Raw genomic sequence first — 18,446 nt, 5'->3', positions numbered from 1 at the left:
CGAGCTGTCTAGGCGGGGCGGGACGATCCCGCCCGAGCCGTCTCCCGGTGGGGGATCGCGTCCGAGCCGTCTCCCGGTGGGGGATCGCGTCCGAGCCGTCCTCCGGTGCGGGGGCCACGTCAGAGCCGTCCCCGGGGGCGGGACGATTCGTCCGGAGCCGCCTCCCCGGTGCGGGGCGATTCCGTCCGGTCGGTGGCCCTCGACTCACCGGCGGATGCCGGGCAAGGTGGTCGGCGAGAGCGACGGACGCGCCTCGGGTCCCCAAGTGGCCGGTCAGGTACGGGGAGGGTTCCGGTCGTCCAGTGGCCCGGACTCCTACCCCCACTTGGGTCGCCCCGCGCATTTTCGCTAGTGTCTCGGCCCATGGCTAACACGCAGGGCCCCCAGGGCAACCACGACCCCGCCGGCAGCACCCAGATGTTCCGCGCGTTCGTCGACGACGGCGCCCCCCGGGCCGCCCAGCCGGCCCCCACCCAGTCCGGGCCCCGCATCGGCCTGATCGTCGGCATCGTCGCCGCGGTCGTGATCGTCGCGGCGGTCGCCTGGCTGGCGCTGAAGTAACCGCCGGCCCGCACCGGACAGGGTGACGGGGTGACCGAGCGCGTCAACCGCCGTGCGTCACAGCGGGGTTGGCGCGCACGCCCCCGTCTCTTCGCATGTCCGGCGCTACCCGCTCACTCCCATCGGACCGACACGTCCCGCGTCTCGATGTGCATGCCCAGCGGTACGCGCCACGCGTCGACGCAGACCGTCCAGGTCTTCTCCTTGCGTGCCCCTGCGGCGATCGGCGTCGGGAGCGCGGCCGTCGACTCGCGTGTCGCCCAGTCGATGCCGAGCGCGTCGATGACATGGGTCCCGAAGGTGACCGTGCCGGAACGCACCGCGGTGCCACCGGAGTTGCGGAAGGTGAGGGTCACGTCCTCGCACCACCGCTGATCCGTACCCGCGTGGACGGGATCGCTCACGGCGAGCGAGGCCGGTCCGGCGGGCGCGGTGCTCGACGGGGCCGTGGGCGCCGGTGAGGGCGCGTCCGGTGGCGTATGGCCCGCGGAGGAGCCGCCCTCGGCGCTTGGGGTGCCTGAGGCGCCCGGGACAGCCGGGGCGGCGGTCCCTGGGGCGCCGGACCCGGCGCCGCCTCCCGCGGTGTCCTCCGGCCCGTGTCCGGCCGTTTCTCTCGCCGGGACCCCTGGACCGGCCTTCCCCGCAGGAGAGCCGCTCTCGTCGTCCAGCGGGACGAGCCGTACCCCGCCCGTCGGATCCGCCGAGTCGCCCGTCCGCGCATCCGGGAGCGCCGTGTCGCCCGCTCCGCCGATGGCGACGTAGCCGCCTGTGCGCCCGTCGCCCCCGCAGCCGGCCGCCAGACCCGCCGCCGCCATCACGACGGCGGCCGCCGACGCGCCCCATACGGCGCCCCGGCGGCCACGTGCCCGTGTCGGACTTCGCATCGCGTCAGTGTCGCTGACGCTCCGTCAGGAGGGAAGTCCCCGGCCCGAGTCCGGCTAGTCGGAGATCAGGCCCTCGCGCAGCTGCGCCAGGGTCCGGGTCAGAAGGCGGGAGACGTGCATCTGGGAGATGCCGACCTCCTCGCCGATCTGGGACTGGGTCATGTTGGCGAAGAAGCGCAGCATGATGATGCGGCGCTCACGAGGCGGGAGCTTGGCCAGCAGCGGCTTCAGCGACTCGCGGTACTCCACGCCCTCCAGGGCCGTGTCCTCGTAGCCGAGGCGGTCGGCCAGGGAGCCCTCGCCGCCGTCGTCCTCCGGGGCCGGGGAGTCCAGCGAGGAGGCCGTGTAGGCGTTGCCGACCGCGAGGCCGTCGACGACGTCCTCCTCGGACACGCCCAGCACCGCGGCGAGTTCGGCGACCGTCGGCGAGCGGTCCAGCTTCTGGGACAGCTCGTCGCTGGCCTTGGTGAGGGCCAGGCGCAGCTCCTGGAGGCGGCGCGGGACGCGCACCGACCACGAGGTGTCGCGGAAGAAGCGCTTGATCTCGCCCACGACCGTCGGCATGGCGAACGTCGGGAACTCCACGCCCCGTTCGCAGTCGAAGCGGTCGATCGCCTTGATCAGGCCGATGGTGCCGACCTGGACGATGTCCTCCATCGGTTCGTTGCGCGAGCGGAAGCGGGCCGCCGCGTAGCGCACGAGGGGGAGGTTGAGCTCGATGAGGGTGTCCCGGACGTACATGCGCTCGGGGCTGTCCTCGGCGAGGGTGGCCAGTCGCAGGAACAGGGAGCGGGACAGGGTGCGGGTGTCGATGGCCCCCGTGGTCGTGAGTGCCGGGGCCGGAGTGGCCTCGGGGGCCGTGACGTCGTCGAGCACGTCGAGCACGGCGGGCTCGACGGGCGCGCTTGGCGCGGACTCGCTCTTTGTGAGCGTGAGCACCTTCGAGCTGCCCTGATCTGCGGACATGCCACCCCCTTTGGGTCGCGGGACGGTCGCGGCGAACATTCCCGCTTGAGGAACGTCAGCCTTCACCTGAATACCGGCGCCGAGGCCCCGGCAAACGCGCTTCCGGCAGAATGTCACATGTCGGCAACACGCTGTAGTGACATGTCGACATGTGAGTGACGAATCAGCCCTGGAAAGAGGGGGTCTGACGGTTTATCAGCGCAGATCTGTCGGGAAGGGCCCGGGTGAGCGATTCGCTCCCAGCGGTGACAACTCGCTCATGCTTCCGAGCCCTGATCGAGTGACGTGTCGTTCGGGTCCGCGTCATGCCTCGATGCGGTTCGCCGACCGAAGTCGCTGGAAGCTACGCGCGAGTAGCCGGGAGACGTGCATCTGGGAGACGCCGAGTTCCGCACTGATCTGGGACTGCGTGAGGTTGCTGTAGTAGCGCAGGAGGAGGATGCGCTGCTCGCGCTCGGGGAGTTGGACCAGGAGGTGGCGCACGAGGTCGCGGTGCTCCACGCCGTCCAGTGCCGGATCCTCGTAGCCCAGACGGTCCAGCAGGCCCGGCAGGCCGTCACCCTCCTGGGCCGCCTCCAGCGAGGTGGCGTGGTACGAGCGGCCCGCCTCGATGCAGGAGAGCACCTCGTCCTCGCCGATGCGCAGCCGCTCGGCGATCTCGGCCGTCGTCGGGGTGCGGCCGAAGGCGGTCGTCAGGTCCTCGGTCGCGCTGTTGACCTGCACCCACAACTCGTGCAGCCGGCGAGGTACGTGGACCGTGCGGACGTTGTCGCGGAAGTACCGCTTGATCTCGCCGATGACCGTCGGCATGGCGAACGTCGGGAACTGCACGCCCCGCTCCGGGTCGAAGCGGTCGATGGCGTTGATGAGGCCGATGGTGCCGACCTGGACGACGTCCTCCATCGGTTCGTTGCGGGAGCGGAAGCGGGCGGCCGCGTAGCGCACGAGCGGGAGGTTGGCCTCGATGAGCGCCCCGCGCACCCGGTTGTGCTCCGGCGTGCCCGGCTGGAGCTCCTTGAGCTCGCCGAAGAGCAGCTGGGTCAGTGCCCGGGTGTCGGCGCCCCGGCGCCGCTCGGGCGGCTGGACGTCTTCTGTGGGGGCTTCTGTGGGGGCTTCGGTCGGGGCTTCCGGGACGACTTCCAGGGCAGGCGCGGGGGCGGGTGCCGGGGGTGCCTCTTGCTGAGGCGGCGCAGTACTGGCCGACACGGTCAACGCCACCTCTTCGTCAGGTCAACATCGGTCAACTCATCCGTCAAAAGCGGTCATAGCATCACAAGACATGTGCACTGTGTGCAAGCACCCCATAACGCCGTGTTGAGGGAGAAGTTGAGCCATGCGCCCTGGTTCCGGACATGCGAAAGCCCCCCGCTGTTCCGGCGGAGGGCTCCGAACCTCCGAAAAGGACTGCCGAGAAGGGCGGCTCAGAACTCGTAGTCGGCGACCACCCAGGTGGCGAACTCGCGCCACAGGGCGACGCCCGCCTGGTGGGCGGGGTGCTCGATGTACCGCTTCAGCGCGTCCGCGTCCTCGACCGCCGAGTTGATCGCGAAGTCGTAGGCGATGGGCCGGTCGCTGATGTTCCAGCCCAGCTCCCAGAAGCGCAGCTCCTCGATCCGGCCGCCGAGTGCCCGGAAGGCCGCTTCACCCTGCACGACCCGGGGGTCGTCGCGCTCGACACCCTCGTTGAGCTTGAAAAGGACCAGGTGGCGGATCATGGGCACTCCCAGTGCGAGCTACTCGGCCCCGTCGGCGAGCCAGGTGAAGAAGTCACCGACGGCCTTGGCGGCGTCCGATATGCCCTGGAAGCCTATCTGGACGTAGTCCGCCGCCTTCGCCGGGTCCGTGATGATCACATAGAGCACGAAGACCACGAGTACGTAGACGGCGATCTTCTTGGCGTTCACCGCCACCTGGCCTCCCCTGTATGAGCCCACCCGGGCCCTGTTGACGGCGGCGAGTGTAACCGTAAGTGCGATTTTCACACCGCTTTTGAGCGTCCACGGCGCGTTCGTGAACCGTTCGCGGGTCCTCGTCCGATGAGGGGGTGAACGCCGGTGCGTGCCGGGCGGAGTGGAAGAGAAGGGAAGGGGACGAAAAATGCCGGGAATGCCGGATCCGCCGACCGTCGCCCCGATGGTCCTGCCCGCAGCGCGAACGGACCGACCCGGAGACGGCGGCGGCATACCGCCGCCACGGTGCTGTTGATCCTCGGGGTCTCGGAGCGGGCAGTCATGGGACTGATGGGGTGGTCCACCACGGCCATGGCCGCGCGGTACCAACACATGGTCGACTCGGTCCGGAACGACGTGGCCCGGCAGGTCGACGGACTGATCCGGGAGCGGAACGGAGACGGGCCCCGGGCGTCGGTCGCCGCTACGACGAGGGACGTGCCGGAGCCCGTTTCCGATGCGCGTTGATCAGATGTTGCAACCGGGTCCGGTCGTGGGGTTGGTGCAGGTGTTGTGGCCGGATCCGCCGTCGTTGGTGTTGGTCCCGGGACCGCCGTTGAGAACGTCGTTGCCGGGTCCGCCATAGTTGGCGTCGTTGCCGGCGCCGCCGGACAGGGCGTCGTCGCCATTGCCACCCTCGACGCGGTCGTTGCCGTTGCCGCCGTTGAGAACGTCGTTGCCGTCGCCGCCGCAGATCAGGTCGTTGCCACCGCGGCCGTCGACCAAATCGTTCCCGGCGAGAGCGAAGATCACGTCGTCGCCGGGGGTGCCGTTCAGGACGTCGTTGCGGTTGGTGCCGGTGATGGTGGCCGTGGCGGTCGCGCAGGTCAGCGCCGGCGCCGGAGGCACGACCCCGATCGCCACCCCGAACGGGAGGTCGTCGACGGGGACGGTGGCCACGACGGTGTTGGTGGCGGTGTTGATCACGGACACCGTGTCGGCGTTGGCGTTGGTGACGTAGGCGCGGGTGCCGTCCGGCGACACCGCCACCTCTCGAGGCGCATCGCCGACGGGGACGGTGGCGACGACCGTGTTGGTGGCGGTGTTGATCACGGACACCGTGTCGGCGTTGGCGTTGGTGACGTAGGCGCGGGTGCCGTCCGGCGACACCGCCACCCCCTGGGGCACATCGCCGACGGGGACGGTGGCGACGACCGTGTTCGTCGCCGTGTCGATCACGGACACCGTGTCGTCGTCGGAATTGGTGACGTAGGCGCGGGTGCCGTCCGGCGACACCGCCACCCCGAACGGGAAGTCGCCGACGGGGAGGGTGGCGACGACCGTGTTGGTGGCGGTGTTGATCACGGACACCGTGTCGTCGTCGGAATTGGTGACGTAGGCGCGGGTGCCGTTCGGCGACACCGCCACCCCGATGGGGGCATCGCCGACGGGGACGGTGGCCACGACGGTGTTGGTGGCGGTGTTGATCACGGACACCGTGTTGGCGCTGTAGTTGGTGACGTAGGCGCGGGTGCTGTCCGGCGACACCGCCACCCCCAGGGGCTCAAGGCCGACGGGGACGGTGGCGACGACCGTGTCGGTCGCGGTGTTGATCACGGACACCGTGTCATCGGCGCGGTTGGTGACGTAGGCGCGGGTGCCGTCCGGCGACACCGCCACTCCCCACGGCGCATCGCCGACGGGAACCGTGACCACCACCGTGTTCGTCGCTGTGTCGATCACCGACACCGTGTCGTCGTTGAAGTTGGCGACGTAGGCGTAGGTGCCGGGCGGCACGGCCTGGGCGGCCTGCGGGGCCACCATGGGCAGGGCCAGGCCGGCCACTAGGACGAGACCTGCCACCAGCGCCCGCAGCAACCCACCCCACCACGAGCGACGCACTCGAAGACCAGGCGGCGCCGACGACGGGAGGGCCTCCTGCGCGCCCACCCCCCTCACGGTTTGACAGACAGTCACAGCAATCCTCCCGACCGGGCTGACAGAATGGGACGTATTATGACACTTCATCACATTTAGTATGGCGGGGACGCGCGACCGCCCCGACCATGGGCCGGGGCGGGCACCTGGACGTTCGTGCGCCCCACCGAGACCGCACCCGGTCCGGTGCCGCGACTGAACCGGAGGATCCGGGGCACGGAGGCGGGCGACTGCCTCGCCGGCGCCCGAGACAACCACGGTGCTGCTGATCCTGGGAGTGTCCGAGCGTGCCGTGACGGGGCTCATGGGCTGGTCGTCCACGGCCATGGCCGCGCGGTACCAGCACATGGTCGACAGGGTCCGCACCAACATCGCCCGACAGGTCGGCGGACTCATCTGGAAGCCGGACGGAGCATGGCGCGGACGACGACGATGACGGGCTCGCCGGAGCCCTCGTGAAGGCCCAACGGAGACGGAAACCGAGACGGAGAACGATGAAGGGGTGGTCCCAATCGGGACCACCCCTTCATCTACCAGCGGTAGCGGAGGGATTTGAACCCTCGGTGACTTGCGCCACACTCGCTTTCGAGGCGAGCTCCTTCGGCCGCTCGGACACGCTACCGAGGGAGACCTTACAGCAAGGCGGGCCCCGGTTTGAAATCGGTATTCGGGGGTGGATCACCGGTCGCGGAAGAACTCCGTGAGGAGCCCCGCGCACTCCTCGGCGAGGACGCCTTCGACGACCTCGGGGCGGTGGTTGAGCCGTCGGTCGCGGACGACGTCCCAGAGGGAGCCGGCCGCGCCCGCCTTGTCGTCGCGGGCGCCGTAGACGACCCGGTCGACCCGGGACTGCACGAGTGCGCCCGCGCACATCGTGCACGGTTCGAGGGTCACGACGAGCGTGCAGCCGGACAGCCGCCACTCGCCCAGCGCGGCGGCCGCCCGCCGGACGGCGAGCACCTCCGCGTGGGCCGTCGGATCGCCGCCGGCCTCACGTTCGTTGTGGCCCCTGGCCAGGACCGTCGTACCGTCCGGAGCCAGCACGACGGCGCCGACCGGGACGTCCCCGCCCCGGGCGGCCAGCCGTGCCTCGTCCAGGGCGAGCCGCATCGCGGCCCGCCAGCGGTCGCGTACGGGATCCGGCGCCGCTCCCGGTGCGGTCAGCGGACGGTCTCCAGGACCTCCGAGGCGCCCAGGGCGTCGGCGATCTCGGTGACCGCGTCCGCGGACAGGGACCTCAGCTCCTTCTCGCCGACGCCGAGGTCGTCGAGGATGCCGGCGTCGCCGACCGGGCCGTGCGGCACGGCCTCGGCCGAGCTGCCGTTCACGGTGCTGACGACACCCTCGTCCTCGTCGTCGTCCTCGTCCTCGTTCTCACCGTCCTCGGTGCCGTCGAGGTCGAGGGCGTCCAGGTCGTCGTCGTCACCCGGGTCCCTTCCGAGCAGTTCGTCGGTGAGCAGGATCTCGCCGTACGAGCTGCGGGCGGCGGCGGCGGCATCGGAGACGAAGATGCGAGGGTCCTCCTCGCCGTCGATGCGGACGACCCCGAACCAGGAGTCCTCCTGCTCGATCAGCACGAGGACCGTGTCGTCGTCGGGAGAGGCCTCCCGGGCCAGGTCGGCCAGATCCGACAGGGTCTCCACATCGTCGAGCTCTGTGTCGCTCGCTTCCCACCCGTCTTCGGTGCGCGCGAGCAGTGCGGCGAAGTACACCGTGACTCTCCCACTGGTCTTAGGCGTGCCGGTTGGGGGTCCCCCCGGCGGAGGTTGCGGGCGGAGAGAGCTCAGGCTCCGAGCCCCACCCACTCGGAATCGTGGCAGAAACAAGGCGTCCAGGGGACGTCTTCGGCTCCCTGTGTCCGGTGGTTTTGATCGCACGCCCATGAGTACGTCCATGAGCACGTACACGAGACGTCCGTCGAGTGACTCACCGGCGCTCTCGTTGCCGCCACCAGCGGATCGTACGCGGCTTTCCCGTGCGCCCACGCATGCCCACCCCACGCGACACCCGTGGCGGTGGCGATCTTCCCCGTATGCCCCAAGTCCCGTACGGCTGCGGCTACCAGCGGAAGGTGCGCATGCGCATCGCGTGGCGCAGGCGGGCGGTCTTGGCGCGGCGCGGCTGGACCCGGTCGCGAAGTTCGCGGGCCTCGGCCAGCTCGCGCAGAAACCGGGCGCGGCGTCGGCGGCGCTCGGCGTCGGTCTCGTCCGGTCGCGCCTTTCCGGGCGAGTCGTTTTCGGGCAGGTTGGGCAGCTCAGGCATCAGCACACCACTCCGGGTACCCCGGTCCGTCTCCTTACCTTTCTCCCACTTTCCCTCCGACGGGCGGTTTGACGCCAGCCAACGGCCCAACCCGAGGGTCAGTCGAAGGGGAGAGGTTCACTGTGAGTGGGGACGCCGGGCGGGTTCGGCCCGGTTACTGTTGTGGACATGCGTCTCCACGTCGTCGACCACCCTCTGGTCGCCCACAAGCTCACCACGCTGCGCGACCAGCGCACGGACTCCGCGACCTTCCGCCGGCTGGCCGACGAACTGGTCACCCTGCTCGCCTACGAGGCCACGCGTGACGTGCGTACCGAGCAGGTCGACATCAAGACGCCGGTCTCCCCGACCACCGGCGTGAAGCTCTCCCACCCGCGCCCGCTGGTCGTGCCGATCCTGCGCGCGGGCCTCGGCATGCTGGACGGCATGATGCGGCTGCTGCCGACCGCCGAGGTCGGCTTCATGGGCATGATCCGCAACGAGGAGACGCTCGAGGCGTCCACGTACGCCACGCGCATGCCGGAGAACCTCCTCGGCCGCCAGGTGTACGTCCTGGACCCGATGCTGGCCACCGGCGGCACCCTGGTCGCCGCGATCCGCGAGCTGATCCGGCGCGGCGCCGACGACGTGACGGCCGTGGTGCTGCTCGCGGCCCCGGAGGGTGTGGAGCTCATGGAGCGCGAGCTCGCGGGCACCCCGGTCACCGTCGTCACGGCGGCGGTCGACGACCACCTCAACGAGCACGGCTACATCGTCCCGGGCCTGGGCGACGCGGGCGACCGGCTGTACGGCGCGGCCGAATAACCCGACAACCCGAGCGGGCCGAAACATTCGTCCCGCTCGGACAAGCGGGTGGCGGGGCGGGAAGGGCTGCTGTCAGCAGCCCTTTTTCGTGGTCGCCGTCGGCTGCGGCGCGGCCAGGGCCGTCAGTGCCTTGACCGAGGCCGTCGGGCTGGTCAGCGCCTTGAACTGGTTGCCGATGATCAGGTCGATGGCCGTGCCCGTACGGGCGGCGTCGGTGCGGCGTTCGGCGGTGGTGAGCTGGGTGGCGAGCACCGGCAGCGAGGTGTTCAGCGAGGCCGCGGGGCCGAGCAAGATGCCGGTGCCGGTGACCTTCTTGTCGTACTGCTTGGTGGCGTTGCCCACCTCGCCGATCTTGAAGCCGCGTTTCTTCAGCTCGTCCGCGGTGGTCTTGGCGAGACCGCTGCGGGTGGTGGCGTTGAAGACGTTCACGGTGATCTGCGCGGGCTTGGGTGCCGCGCCGGCGACGGCGGCGGACGCGGAGGCCGCGGGGCTCGCCTTGGTCGCCTTCGTCGAGCAGCCGGTTCCGGCGGCCGTGGCCGTCCCGCCGCCGCCCGTGAAGACGTCGATGAGCTGAAGAGTGCCCCAGCCGGCCACGCCGAGCACGGCGCCGCAGGCGACGACCACCACGACCAGCCTGCCGCGTCGTCGGTGGGGGCGCATGCGGGGGTATTTGTCCCCCGTGATCCGGTACTTGCCGCCCATGCCGGGGGGAGTCAGCATGCTCATGGGCGCAGCGTAGTGCGCTCGGGCGGCCGTGACGAATAAACGATCATCTGACACCGCTCGAGGTACGGGAAAGCACCCGAAAGGGTCAACCCGAAGGGTCGGCCGGGGTCGGGGCGGGGGTCCTGGCGGGGGTCAGTCCAGCTCGAGCACGCGCGCGTGCAGTACCTGTCGCTGCTGGAGTGCCGCCCGCACCGCGCGGTGCAGCCCGTCCTCCAGGTACAGGTCGCCCTGCCACTTCACGACGTGCGCGAAGAGGTCGCCGTAGAACGTGGAGTCCTCCGCGAGCAGGGTTTCCAGGTCGAGCTGCTGCTTGGTGGTCACCAGCTGATCGAGGCGGACCGGGCGCGGCGCGACGTCCGCCCACTGCCGGGTGCTTTCCCGGCCGTGGTCGGGGTACGGCCGGCCGTTTCCGATGCGCTTGAAGATCACACGGAAAGCCTACCGGTCCAGACGTTCCGGGCGCAGCCATGGAGACGGAGTGCGACGCTGGAAAAGACGTGATGAACGGGGGTAAAACGGAACGAGGGTCTGCCGATGAGTGGGTCGACGAGCGCCGCTGACATCGCTGCCGGCTACGCCTTCACCGGGCCCGCCCTCGACCTCGGCGCGCTGCTGTGGGACGGAAAGTGTCTGCCCGAGGCCCCCGTCCGTATCCCCCTTCCCATGCTGAACAGGCATGGACTGGTCGCGGGCGCCACCGGCACCGGAAAGACCAAGACGCTCCAGCTGATCGCCGAGCAGCTCTCTGCGCAGGGCGTGCCGGTCTTCCTCGCCGACGTGAAGGGCGACCTGTCCGGGGTCTCGGCGCCGGGAGTGGCGAACGACCGGGTGCGGGGGCGGGCGGCGGAAGTCGGCCAGAAATGGACGGCGACCGGCTTCCCGGCCGAGTTCTACGCCCTCGGCGGCCTCGGCCACGGCATCCCGCTGCGGGCCACGATCACCAGCTTCGGCCCGGTGCTCCTCGCCAAGGTGCTCCAGCTCAACCGCACCCAGGAACAGTCCCTCGGCCTGATCTTCCACTACGCCGACCAGAAGGGCCTGGAGCTGCTGGACCTCAAGGACCTCCGGTCGGTCGTCGCCTTTCTGACCTCGGACGAGGGCAAGGCGGAGCTGAAGGGCATCGGCGGTCTTTCGACGGCCACGGCCGGGGTGATCCTGCGCTCCCTGACCGCCTTCGAGGCCCAGGGCATGGCGAGCTTCTTCGGCGAGCCGGAGTTCGACACGGCCGAGTTCCTGCGCACGGCCTCCGACGGCCGCGGTGTCGTCTCGGTCCTGGAACTGCCCGCCGTCCAGGAGAAGCCGCAGCTCTTCTCGACCTTCCTGATGTGGCTGCTGGCCGACCTCTTCCACGATCTGCCCGAGGTCGGCGACGCCGACAGGCCCAAGCTCGTCTTCTTCTTCGACGAGGCGCACCTGCTCTTCAACGACGCCTCGAAGGCGTTCCTCGACTCCATCACGCGGACCGTCCGGCTGATTCGCTCGAAAGGGGTCGGCGTGTTCTTCGTCACGCAGACCCCGAAGGACGTGCCCGGTGACGTCCTTGCCCAGCTCGGCAACCGGGTCCAGCACGCCCTGCGGGCCTTCACGCCGGACGACCAGAAGGCCCTCAAGGCCACGGTGAAGACGTTCCCGAACTCCTCCTACGACCTGGAGGAGCTGCTCACCGGCCTCGGTACCGGCGAGGCCGTCGTGACCGTCCTCAGCGAGAAGGGCGCCCCGACGCCGGTGGCCGCGACCCGGCTGCGTGCCCCCGAGTCGCTGATGGGGCCGGTCGACGGCCCCGCCCTCGACCGGGCGGTGCGGGAGTCGCCGCTCCACGAGCGGTATGCACAGGCTGTGGACAGAGAATCCGCGTTCGAGAAGCTGGCGGCCCGGCCCGCCGGGCAACCGGAGCCGACGCGGGGGACGCGGGAGTCGCGAGGGGCGGGGGAGACGAAGGCGACCAAGGCGACCAAGGCGACCAAGGCCCGGGAGTCCAGGTCCCGGCAGCCCGAGGAGGATCGCTCCGTCGTCGAGCAGGTCGTCGGCAGCGGCATGTTCAAGTCGCTGGCCCGGTCCGTCGGCACACAGATCGGCCGCGAGATCACCCGCTCGCTCTTCGGCACGGCCCGGCGGAGGCGGTAGTCCCGCCTCCGCCGACCGGTCAGCGGTCCCGGTGTTCCGGGGACTGCTGCGGTTTCGCTTCCTTCACCTGCGGTTTCGGTGTGCTGCGCGCGGCCTCCGCGCGCAGCAGGGCGCGCAGGATCGCGTACGGGTCTGTGGGCATGGCTCTTTCCCTCGCATGTTCCTTGCGTGAGCGTGATCGCCGGCGGGCCTGGGAACGGCGTCCGTCAGCAGCGCAGGACCACGGTGCGCAGGGCGTGCAGGGCGTACGACGGCCGGTGCGGCGCGGGGCGCGGCCGGTCCGCGGGAACACCGGGCGCCGGTGCCGGGAGGGCCGCGGGGCGCAGCGGGGCGGCGGGGCGGTGGGCGCAGGGGGCCGGTCGCAGCGCCGTGTCGAGGACGTCGTACTCGGCGATCTCGGCGGCGGCGACGGGTGCCGCCGAGACCTCGACGGCCGCGCCCGGCACCAGCAGGGCGAGCAGCAGCACGAGCGTCCGCAGCCAGGTGCGGCTGCGGGGGCGGCGTGCTGCGGGGCTCATGAGAGGTCATCTCCCCGCGACACGCCCTGGGTTCAGCATGCCGGGGGTCGGATCCGCCCGTTCGGCGGACAACCGGTTCACATCGGTGTGCGGCACGATCTGTCAGGCGGCGCGGGAGAGGGCGTCCAGGGGCCAGGGGCCCTCGAAGGGCGGCTCGGGTTCGTGGTCGTACCGCTGCTCGTGCGCGGGGCGGCGACTGTGGACCTTGTGGTCGTCGTACTCCGGGTCCGAGGAGGAGCCGGTCGGTGGCTCGGTCGTGTTCCGGGCTCGGACCGGGTGGCGGTGGCCCGCCGCCCGGGCGGGCCACCCGACCTGCTCCCCTACTTCTTCGCGGCCTTGTCCGCCTTCTGTGCCTTCTCCGCCTTGGCCGCCGCCTTCATCTCCTGCTTGTGCGCCCGCACCTTCGTCAGCGACTCCGGGCCGGTGATGTCGGCGACGGACCGGAAGGACTTCGGCTCGCCGTAGGCGCCGGCCGCCTCCCGCCAGCCGGTGGGCCGCACACCGAGCTGCTTGCCCAGCAGCGCGAGGAAGATCTGCGCCTTCTGCCTGCCGAAGCCGGGCAGTTCCTGGAGCCGCCCGAGCAGCTCCTTGCCGCTGCTCACGTCCTTCCAGACGGCACCGGCGTCCCCGTCGTAGTGCTCGACGAGGTACTGGCAGAGCTGCTGGACGCGCTTGGCCATGGACCCGGGGTAGCGGTGCACGGCCGGCTTCTCGGAGAGCAGCGCGGCGAAGGCCTCCGGGTCCTGGGCGGCGATGTCGTGCGCGTCCAGGTCGTCGGCGCCGAGCCGGTCGGCGATCGTCCGGGGTCCCTTGAACGCCCACTCCATCGGAACCTGCTGGTCCAGCAGCATCCCGACCAGCGCGGCGAGCGGGGACCGCCCGAGGAGCTCGTCGGCCTCGGGGTCCTGGGAGAGGTGAAGGGTGACGTCCATGCGTCGATGATCCCGCCTGGGCCGTCAGCTCGCGCGCCAGTACCCCAGCGCGTGCAGCCGCTCCTTGGGGACGCCCAGCTCCTTGCGCAGGTAGGCCGACAGCGTCCTGGTGGTGCGGGTGTCGCAGGCGATCCAGACGTACGGGTCGGGGGTGGCCGTCAGCAGGGCGGGCAGCTCGGCCTTCACCCGCTCGACCAGGTGGGCGCCCGAGTCCACCCGGGGCACGTGCCGTATCTCGTGGCGTGCGGGGTCGGTCCGGAAGGGGAGGCCGTCCGGACCGTCGGACGAGCCCTCGAACCAGACGGTCGCCGGGGTGGAGCCGAGCGCCCCCTCGCCCTCGCCGAGCAGGGAGTTGATGGCGGGCAGGGAGGCCGGGTCGCCGATCACGAGGACGTGCGAGGGGGTCGGGGCAGGCGGTTCGAAGCCGGTGCCCTGGACGGTCGCCTCGATGGTGTCGCCGGGCTTTGCCGTCCGTGCCCAGTCGCTGGCCGCGCCCTCGTGCAGCGCGAACTCCAGGGCGAGGGTGCCGGCCGCCGGGTCGGGGTCGACCAGGGTGTAGGCCCGCTGGTGCGGCCGGCCCGCGTTCTCGAACCAGAGCCGGATCCAGATCGTCGGGTGGACGCCGGTGGCGGCGAGCAGCCCGCCGTCCGAGAGGCGCAGTCGGCGATACTCGCCGGTGACCTCCTCCACGCCCGTGACCGTGAGCGTGAAGTCCTTCGCGCGCATCAGTCTGAGGACCGTGCCCTCCCAGCCCCGCCCCTGCGCCATGGCCTCTTCACCCCTCGCGTACGATTTCGGGACAACTACTTAGGCAAGCCTAACCTAAAGCGAAATGGGGCCAGAAGGTGACCACCGAGATCTACCGTGACGCCTGGGGCGTCCCGCATCTGCGCGCCGACAGCGCCCACGCCCTCGCCCGCCTCCAGGGATCGGTCACCGCCCGCGACCGCGCCTGGCAACTGGAGGTCGAACGGCACAGGGCGCGCGGCACCTCGGCGTCCTTCCTCGGCTCCGAGGCCCTCCCCTGGGACCGGTTCGTGCGCCGCGCCCGCCTCGACGACACGGCGAGACGCTGCTTCGACGAGCTCACGAGACGGGACCCGGAGACGGCCGACTGGGTCCGGGCGTACGTCGACGGCGTCAACGAGGGACTGGCCGCCTGCGACGCGCCCGAGTTCCCCCGGGTCGGCCTCGCGCCCGGCCGCTGGGAACCCTGGACCCCGCTCGCCGTCTGGCTGGCCACGCACATCCTGTTCGCCGGGTTCCCCGCCAAGCTGTGGCGCGAGGAGGCCGCCCGGCATCTCGGCCCCGAGGCGGTCGGCCTGTTCGCCACCGACGGGCCCGGCACCTCCGGCAGCAACGGCTGGCTGGTGGAAGGGGCGCGGACGGTCACCGGGCAGGCGGTGATCGCCGGCGACCCGCACCGCTTCATCGAGGACCCCGGCGTCTACCAGCAGATCCGCCTGGCCTGCGACGAGTTCGACGTCGTCGGGCTCGCCGTCCCCGGTGTCCCCGGCATCGCCCACTTCGGCCACACCGGCACCGTCGCCTGGGCCATCACCAACGCCATGGCCGACTACCAGGACCTCTACCGCGAACGGCTGCGCCGCACCGGCGCGGGCGTCGAGGCGCTCGGCCCGGACGGCATCTGGCGGCGGGTCGCCCGGCACACCGAACTCGTACGGGTGGCGGGCGAGGAGACCGTCGAGGTCGAGGTGCTGGAGACCGAGCGGGGCCCGGTGATCGCGGGTGGCCCGGAAGGCCTCGACGACGGCACCCCGCTCGCGCTGACCCTGCGCCACCCGCCCCGCGTCACCGCCGACCTGGGCGTCCAGGCGCTCCTCCCGCTGCTCCGGGCCCGTCGGGTCGCCGACGTGGACCGCGCCTTCGACCTCTGGGTCGAGCCCGTCAACGTCGTCCAGGCCGCCGACACCGAGGGCGGCCTGCTGCACCGGGTCGCGGGCCGGGTGCCACTGCGCGCCGAGACGAACGGCACCCGGCTGGTGCCCGCCTGGGAACCCGGCCACGAGTGGACCGGCTGGCACGAGATGCCCCGCGCGGGACTGGCCGACGGCGTCGCGGTGATGGCCAACCAGCGGGGCCCCGCCGCGGAGCTGGGCGTCGAGTTCGCCCCGCCGCACCGCGCCGACCGCATCCGGGCGCTGCTCGGGGAGCGACGGCAGTGGTCCGCGTCCGACATGCCGGCCATCCACACGGACACCTATCTCGCCTCCGCCGCGCCCCTGCTGGACCGGCTGTCCGCCCTCGACGACCTCACCGGCCCGGCCGCCGAGCTCCGCGACCGCCTGCTGCGCTGGGACCGCCGGATGGACGCCGACAGCCAGGACGCGGCACGGTTCGCGGCCCTGCGCAGCGCCCTGGTCCGCCGTCTCGCCGTCCACCCGGCCTTCGCGGCCCTCACGACCCCGCCCGCCTACCCGGAGGTCTTCCTCCCCTGGCTGGCCCTCCTCCCGCGCATCGGCTTCGCCCTCGAACACCTCCTGCGCGCCGAGGAGCTGTACGGCATCGACCGGGCGGCACTCGTACGGGAGGCCGTCGAGGAGGTCGCCGGCCGGCCGGCCGCCCGCTGGGGCGACACCCACCGCCTGACCCCCTGGCAGGCGCTGCCCGACCCCGGGCGGCAGGCCCCGGCCCTCGCCGGCGACCACGACTGCGTGCTGTGCACCTCGGCCGTGCCCGGCTGGACCGACCTCGCCGCGCGGGGCCCGGCCGCCCGTTACGTGTGGGACCTGGCCCGCCGTGAGGACAGCCTGTGGGTCGTCCCGTACGGCGCGTCCGGCCTCCCCGACCACCCCCACCACCACGACCAGCTCCCCCTGTGGCTCAAGGGCGAACTGGCCCCGGTCGTCACCGACTGGGCGCAGCTGAAGAAGGAGAGCGACGATGAGTGACCGCCAGGACAGCCGGAACGTCCGGGATGTCTACGTGCACGAGCAGGTGGCCGACGGGTTCGGGACCGTCGGCATCCGCCCGCTCGACGCCGAGGGCGACGCGGACGTCGTCCACGGCTGGGTGAGCGAGGAGCGGGCCGCGTTCTGGGGCATGAACGGTCTGACGCGGGACCAGGTCGCCGAGATCTACGCCCACATGGCCGACCTCGACACCCATCACGCCTTCCTGACCGAGCTGGACGGCGAACCGGTCGCCCTCCTCCAGACCTACGAGCCGACCGAGGACCGGGTCGGCGAGTGCTACCCGGTCGAGCCCGGGGACATCGGCATCCACCTGCTCCTCGCGCCGGCCGACGGGCGAGGGGCCCGGCCGGGCTGGTCGGCGGCGCTGATGGGCGCGTTCGCCTCGTTCGTGCTGGTCGGCCTGGACCGGCCGCGCGTCGTGGTGGACCCCGATGTGCGCAACGAGAAGGCGGTCGCCCGCTTCCTCCGGCAGGGCTTCGAGGAGGGGCCGGTCGTCACGCTGCCGGAGATCGACCTGCCGGACGTGTACCTGCCGGAGAAGAAGGCGCAGCTGGCGTTTCTGCGCCGGGAGGTAGCGTTCCCCGGGTGACCTCACCGCTCACCCCCGAAGACCTCGTCGCGCACTACGACCTGGAGCCGATCCCCCGCGAGGGAGGCCTGTTCCGCCGTACCTGGGCGGGGCCGGAGGGGCCGGACGGCCGCCCCGCCGGCTCCGCGATCGTCGCGCTGCTCACCGCCGACGACTTCTCGGCCCTGCACCGCCTGCCCACCGACGAGGTCTGGCACTTCTACCTCGGCGACCCGCTCACGCTGCTGCTCCTCGCCCCCGACGGCACCTCCCGTACGGCGGTGCTCGGCCCGGACCTCCTCGGCGGGCAGCAGCCGCAGCTCACCGTGCCCGCGCGCACCTGGATGGGCGCGCGGGTGGCCGCCGGGGGCGCCTGGACCTTCTTCGGCTGCACGATGGCCCCCGGCTTCACCTACGGGGACTACGAACACGGTGACGCGGCCGACCTCACGGCGCGTCACCCGGACCGGGCCGCCCTCATCACGGAACTGTGCCGTCCATGACGTTGCTGGCGGGCCGGGTGGCCCTGATCACGGGTGCGGGCGGCGGTATCGGGCGCGGCATCGCACTGCGGTTCGCCCAGGAGGGCGCGGCGGTGGCGCTGCACTGTCGTACGGGGACCGAGGCGGCCCACGCGCTCGCCGAGGAGATCGCCGACGGGACCGGGGCGCGGGCCGTCGTCCTGGCCGGCGCCGATCTGACCGTCGAGGACGAGTGCCACAAGGTGGTGGCCCAGGCCGCCGAGTGGGGCGGCGGACGGCTCGACGCGTTGGTGAACAACGCGGGCGTACAGCCGGTGCAGGACCTGCCCGGGATGCCGGCGGCCGACTGGCGGGAGGTCGTGGACACCAACCTGACCAGCGTGTTCGCCTGCACGCAGGCGGGGGCGGAGGTGATGCGGGAGCGAGGGGGCAGCATCACGCACATCGCCTCCGTCGAAGCGGCGAGGCCGGCCCCGGGGCACGCCCACTACGCCGCCTCCAAGGCCGCCGTCGTGATGCACGCGCGGGCGGCGGCCCAGGAGTACGGGGCGTACGGCATCCGTGTGAACACGGTCTCACCCGGGCTGATCGACCGGGAGGGGCTGGCCGAGGCGTGGCCCGAGGGGGTGCGGCGGTGGCGGGAGGCGGTCGCGGTCGGCCGGCTGGGCCGCCCGGAGGACGTCGGCGACGCCTGCGTCTTCCTGGCCTCGCCGCTCGCGTCCTGGATCACCGGACACGACCTGGTGGTGGACGGCGGGGTGTCGGCGCGCCCGACGTGGTGAACCGGATGCCTTGTGCATGCGTACGTATCTCCGAGCACACGGGTCTCGAGTCTCAGGCAAGGCGGAGCGGTGAC

The 18,446-nt window shown here is 71.7% G+C and carries 22 protein-coding genes, 1 tRNA gene and 2 pseudogenes; 9 read left to right on the top strand and 16 right to left on the bottom strand.

The features are described from left to right. The first annotated feature begins 363 nt into the window (after positions 1–363). On the top strand, positions 364–561 hold the full coding sequence (locus G9272_RS21985) for a hypothetical protein (protein WP_054242212.1): 198 nt from the start codon (positions 364–366) through the stop codon (positions 559–561). A gap of 113 nt (positions 562–674) precedes the next feature. Here the strand turns inward: G9272_RS21985 and G9272_RS21980 are convergent, their stop codons facing one another. The 5 genes from G9272_RS21980 to G9272_RS21960 form a co-directional block, all read right to left on the bottom strand. Further along, a complete protein-coding gene (locus tag G9272_RS21980; RefSeq protein ID WP_171398162.1) occupies positions 675–1,445 on the bottom strand; it encodes a hypothetical protein in 771 nt (256 codons plus the stop codon). Positions 1,446–1,499: 54 nt separating this feature from the next. Continuing rightward, complete coding sequence (locus G9272_RS21975; RefSeq protein ID WP_171398161.1) at positions 1,500–2,411, bottom strand: RNA polymerase sigma factor SigF; 912 nt, start codon at positions 2,409–2,411, stop codon at positions 1,500–1,502. A gap of 303 nt (positions 2,412–2,714) precedes the next feature. Continuing rightward, positions 2,715–3,623, bottom strand: coding sequence for an RNA polymerase sigma factor SigF (locus G9272_RS21970; RefSeq protein ID WP_171398160.1), 909 nt, complete (start codon positions 3,621–3,623; stop codon positions 2,715–2,717). 209 nt (positions 3,624–3,832) lie between these two features. After that, positions 3,833–4,126, bottom strand: coding sequence for a Dabb family protein (locus G9272_RS21965; protein WP_171398159.1), 294 nt, complete (start codon positions 4,124–4,126; stop codon positions 3,833–3,835). A gap of 18 nt (positions 4,127–4,144) precedes the next feature. Then, positions 4,145–4,321: a hypothetical protein gene (locus G9272_RS21960; protein ID WP_020131312.1), complete on the bottom strand. Its 177-nt coding sequence runs from the start codon at positions 4,319–4,321 to the stop codon at positions 4,145–4,147. A 267-nt stretch (positions 4,322–4,588) separates the two neighbouring features. Here G9272_RS21960 and G9272_RS45395 point away from each other — a divergent pair. Beyond that, a pseudogene (locus tag G9272_RS45395) lies at positions 4,589–4,828 on the top strand (hypothetical protein); the annotation flags it as partial. On the opposite strand, the gene G9272_RS21955 reads toward G9272_RS45395, so the two are convergent. Continuing rightward, positions 4,829–6,163, bottom strand: a complete 1,335-nt coding sequence (locus tag G9272_RS21955) for a beta-propeller fold lactonase family protein (RefSeq protein WP_437184376.1) — start codon at positions 6,161–6,163, stop codon at positions 4,829–4,831. 331 nt (positions 6,164–6,494) lie between these two features. On the opposite strand from G9272_RS21955, the pseudogene G9272_RS21950 reads away from it, so the two are divergent. Next, positions 6,495–6,696 (top strand): annotated as a pseudogene (locus tag G9272_RS21950) (site-specific integrase); the annotation flags it as partial. A gap of 79 nt (positions 6,697–6,775) precedes the next feature. On the opposite strand, the gene G9272_RS21945 reads toward G9272_RS21950, so the two are convergent. The 4 genes from G9272_RS21945 to G9272_RS21930 all read right to left on the bottom strand — a co-directional run bounded on the left by G9272_RS21945 (position 6,776) and on the right by G9272_RS21930 (position 8,500). Next, positions 6,776–6,860 (bottom strand) — tRNA-Ser (locus G9272_RS21945). Positions 6,861–6,916: 56 nt separating this feature from the next. Further along, the gene (gene tadA, locus G9272_RS21940) at positions 6,917–7,348 is read right to left on the bottom strand and encodes a tRNA adenosine(34) deaminase TadA (RefSeq protein WP_171398157.1); all 432 of its coding nucleotides are present in this window, start codon (positions 7,346–7,348) and stop codon (positions 6,917–6,919) included. A gap of 50 nt (positions 7,349–7,398) precedes the next feature. Then, positions 7,399–7,950 carry a tRNA adenosine deaminase-associated protein gene (locus G9272_RS21935; protein ID WP_171398156.1) on the bottom strand — a complete coding sequence of 184 codons (552 nt, stop codon included), beginning with the start codon at positions 7,948–7,950 and terminating at the stop codon, positions 7,399–7,401. Positions 7,951–8,296: 346 nt separating this feature from the next. Beyond that, positions 8,297–8,500, bottom strand: coding sequence for a hypothetical protein (locus tag G9272_RS21930; protein WP_171398155.1), 204 nt, complete (start codon positions 8,498–8,500; stop codon positions 8,297–8,299). 168 nt (positions 8,501–8,668) lie between these two features. Here G9272_RS21930 and upp point away from each other — a divergent pair, with 168 nt between their 5' ends. Beyond that, positions 8,669–9,304 carry a uracil phosphoribosyltransferase gene (gene upp / locus G9272_RS21925; RefSeq protein ID WP_057606533.1) on the top strand — a complete coding sequence of 212 codons (636 nt, stop codon included), beginning with the start codon at positions 8,669–8,671 and terminating at the stop codon, positions 9,302–9,304. Positions 9,305–9,376: 72 nt separating this feature from the next. Here the strand turns inward: upp and G9272_RS21920 are convergent, their stop codons facing one another. Both G9272_RS21920 and G9272_RS21915 read right to left on the bottom strand, forming a co-directional pair. Beyond that, positions 9,377–10,006: a LytR C-terminal domain-containing protein gene (locus tag G9272_RS21920; RefSeq protein ID WP_171402109.1), complete on the bottom strand. Its 630-nt coding sequence runs from the start codon at positions 10,004–10,006 to the stop codon at positions 9,377–9,379. 156 nt (positions 10,007–10,162) lie between these two features. Next, positions 10,163–10,459, bottom strand: coding sequence for a type II toxin-antitoxin system VapB family antitoxin (locus G9272_RS21915; RefSeq protein ID WP_004943146.1), 297 nt, complete (start codon positions 10,457–10,459; stop codon positions 10,163–10,165). Between the two features lie 105 nt (positions 10,460–10,564). Between G9272_RS21915 and G9272_RS21910 the strand changes: the two genes are divergently transcribed. Next, positions 10,565–12,154 carry a helicase HerA-like domain-containing protein gene (locus G9272_RS21910; RefSeq protein WP_171398154.1) on the top strand — a complete coding sequence of 530 codons (1,590 nt, stop codon included), beginning with the start codon at positions 10,565–10,567 and terminating at the stop codon, positions 12,152–12,154. 19 nt (positions 12,155–12,173) lie between these two features. Here G9272_RS21910 and G9272_RS45955 read toward each other — a convergent pair whose 3' ends face one another. The 4 genes from G9272_RS45955 to G9272_RS21895 all read right to left on the bottom strand — a co-directional run bounded on the left by G9272_RS45955 (position 12,174) and on the right by G9272_RS21895 (position 14,372). Then, positions 12,174–12,296, bottom strand: coding sequence for a hypothetical protein (locus tag G9272_RS45955; RefSeq protein WP_301272143.1), 123 nt, complete (start codon positions 12,294–12,296; stop codon positions 12,174–12,176). A gap of 64 nt (positions 12,297–12,360) precedes the next feature. Further along, positions 12,361–12,672, bottom strand: coding sequence for a hypothetical protein (locus G9272_RS21905; protein WP_171394572.1), 312 nt, complete (start codon positions 12,670–12,672; stop codon positions 12,361–12,363). Positions 12,673–12,992: 320 nt separating this feature from the next. Then, entirely contained in the window at positions 12,993–13,604 is a 612-nt protein-coding gene (locus G9272_RS21900) for an HhH-GPD-type base excision DNA repair protein (protein ID WP_171398153.1), read from the bottom strand. 24 nt (positions 13,605–13,628) lie between these two features. Next, positions 13,629–14,372: a siderophore-interacting protein gene (locus G9272_RS21895; protein ID WP_171398152.1), complete on the bottom strand. Its 744-nt coding sequence runs from the start codon at positions 14,370–14,372 to the stop codon at positions 13,629–13,631. Positions 14,373–14,449: 77 nt separating this feature from the next. On the opposite strand from G9272_RS21895, the gene G9272_RS21890 reads away from it, so the two are divergent. The 4 genes from G9272_RS21890 to G9272_RS21875 are packed head-to-tail and all read left to right on the top strand — an operon-like array spanning position 14,450 to position 18,372. Then, entirely contained in the window at positions 14,450–16,516 is a 2,067-nt protein-coding gene (locus G9272_RS21890) for a penicillin acylase family protein (protein ID WP_171398151.1), read from the top strand. Continuing rightward, positions 16,509–17,129 (top strand): GNAT family N-acetyltransferase, encoded by a 621-nt coding sequence (locus G9272_RS21885; RefSeq protein WP_171398150.1) that lies wholly within the window; start codon positions 16,509–16,511, stop codon positions 17,127–17,129. Before G9272_RS21890 ends, G9272_RS21885 begins: the two co-directional genes overlap by 8 nt. Then, positions 17,126–17,611, top strand: coding sequence for a cupin domain-containing protein (locus tag G9272_RS21880; RefSeq protein ID WP_171398149.1), 486 nt, complete (start codon positions 17,126–17,128; stop codon positions 17,609–17,611). The genes G9272_RS21885 and G9272_RS21880 overlap by 4 nt, the downstream gene beginning before the upstream one ends. After that, entirely contained in the window at positions 17,608–18,372 is a 765-nt protein-coding gene (locus G9272_RS21875; protein ID WP_171398148.1) for an SDR family NAD(P)-dependent oxidoreductase, read from the top strand. The genes G9272_RS21880 and G9272_RS21875 overlap by 4 nt, the downstream gene beginning before the upstream one ends. Positions 18,373–18,446: the final 74 nt, after the last annotated feature.

The organism is Streptomyces asoensis, assembly GCF_013085465.1.
GTDB lineage: Bacteria > Actinomycetota > Actinomycetes > Streptomycetales > Streptomycetaceae > Streptomyces > Streptomyces cacaoi_A.
The sequence above is the reverse complement of the archived record's forward strand: the minus strand, read 5'-3'. Positions and strand labels throughout refer to the sequence as shown.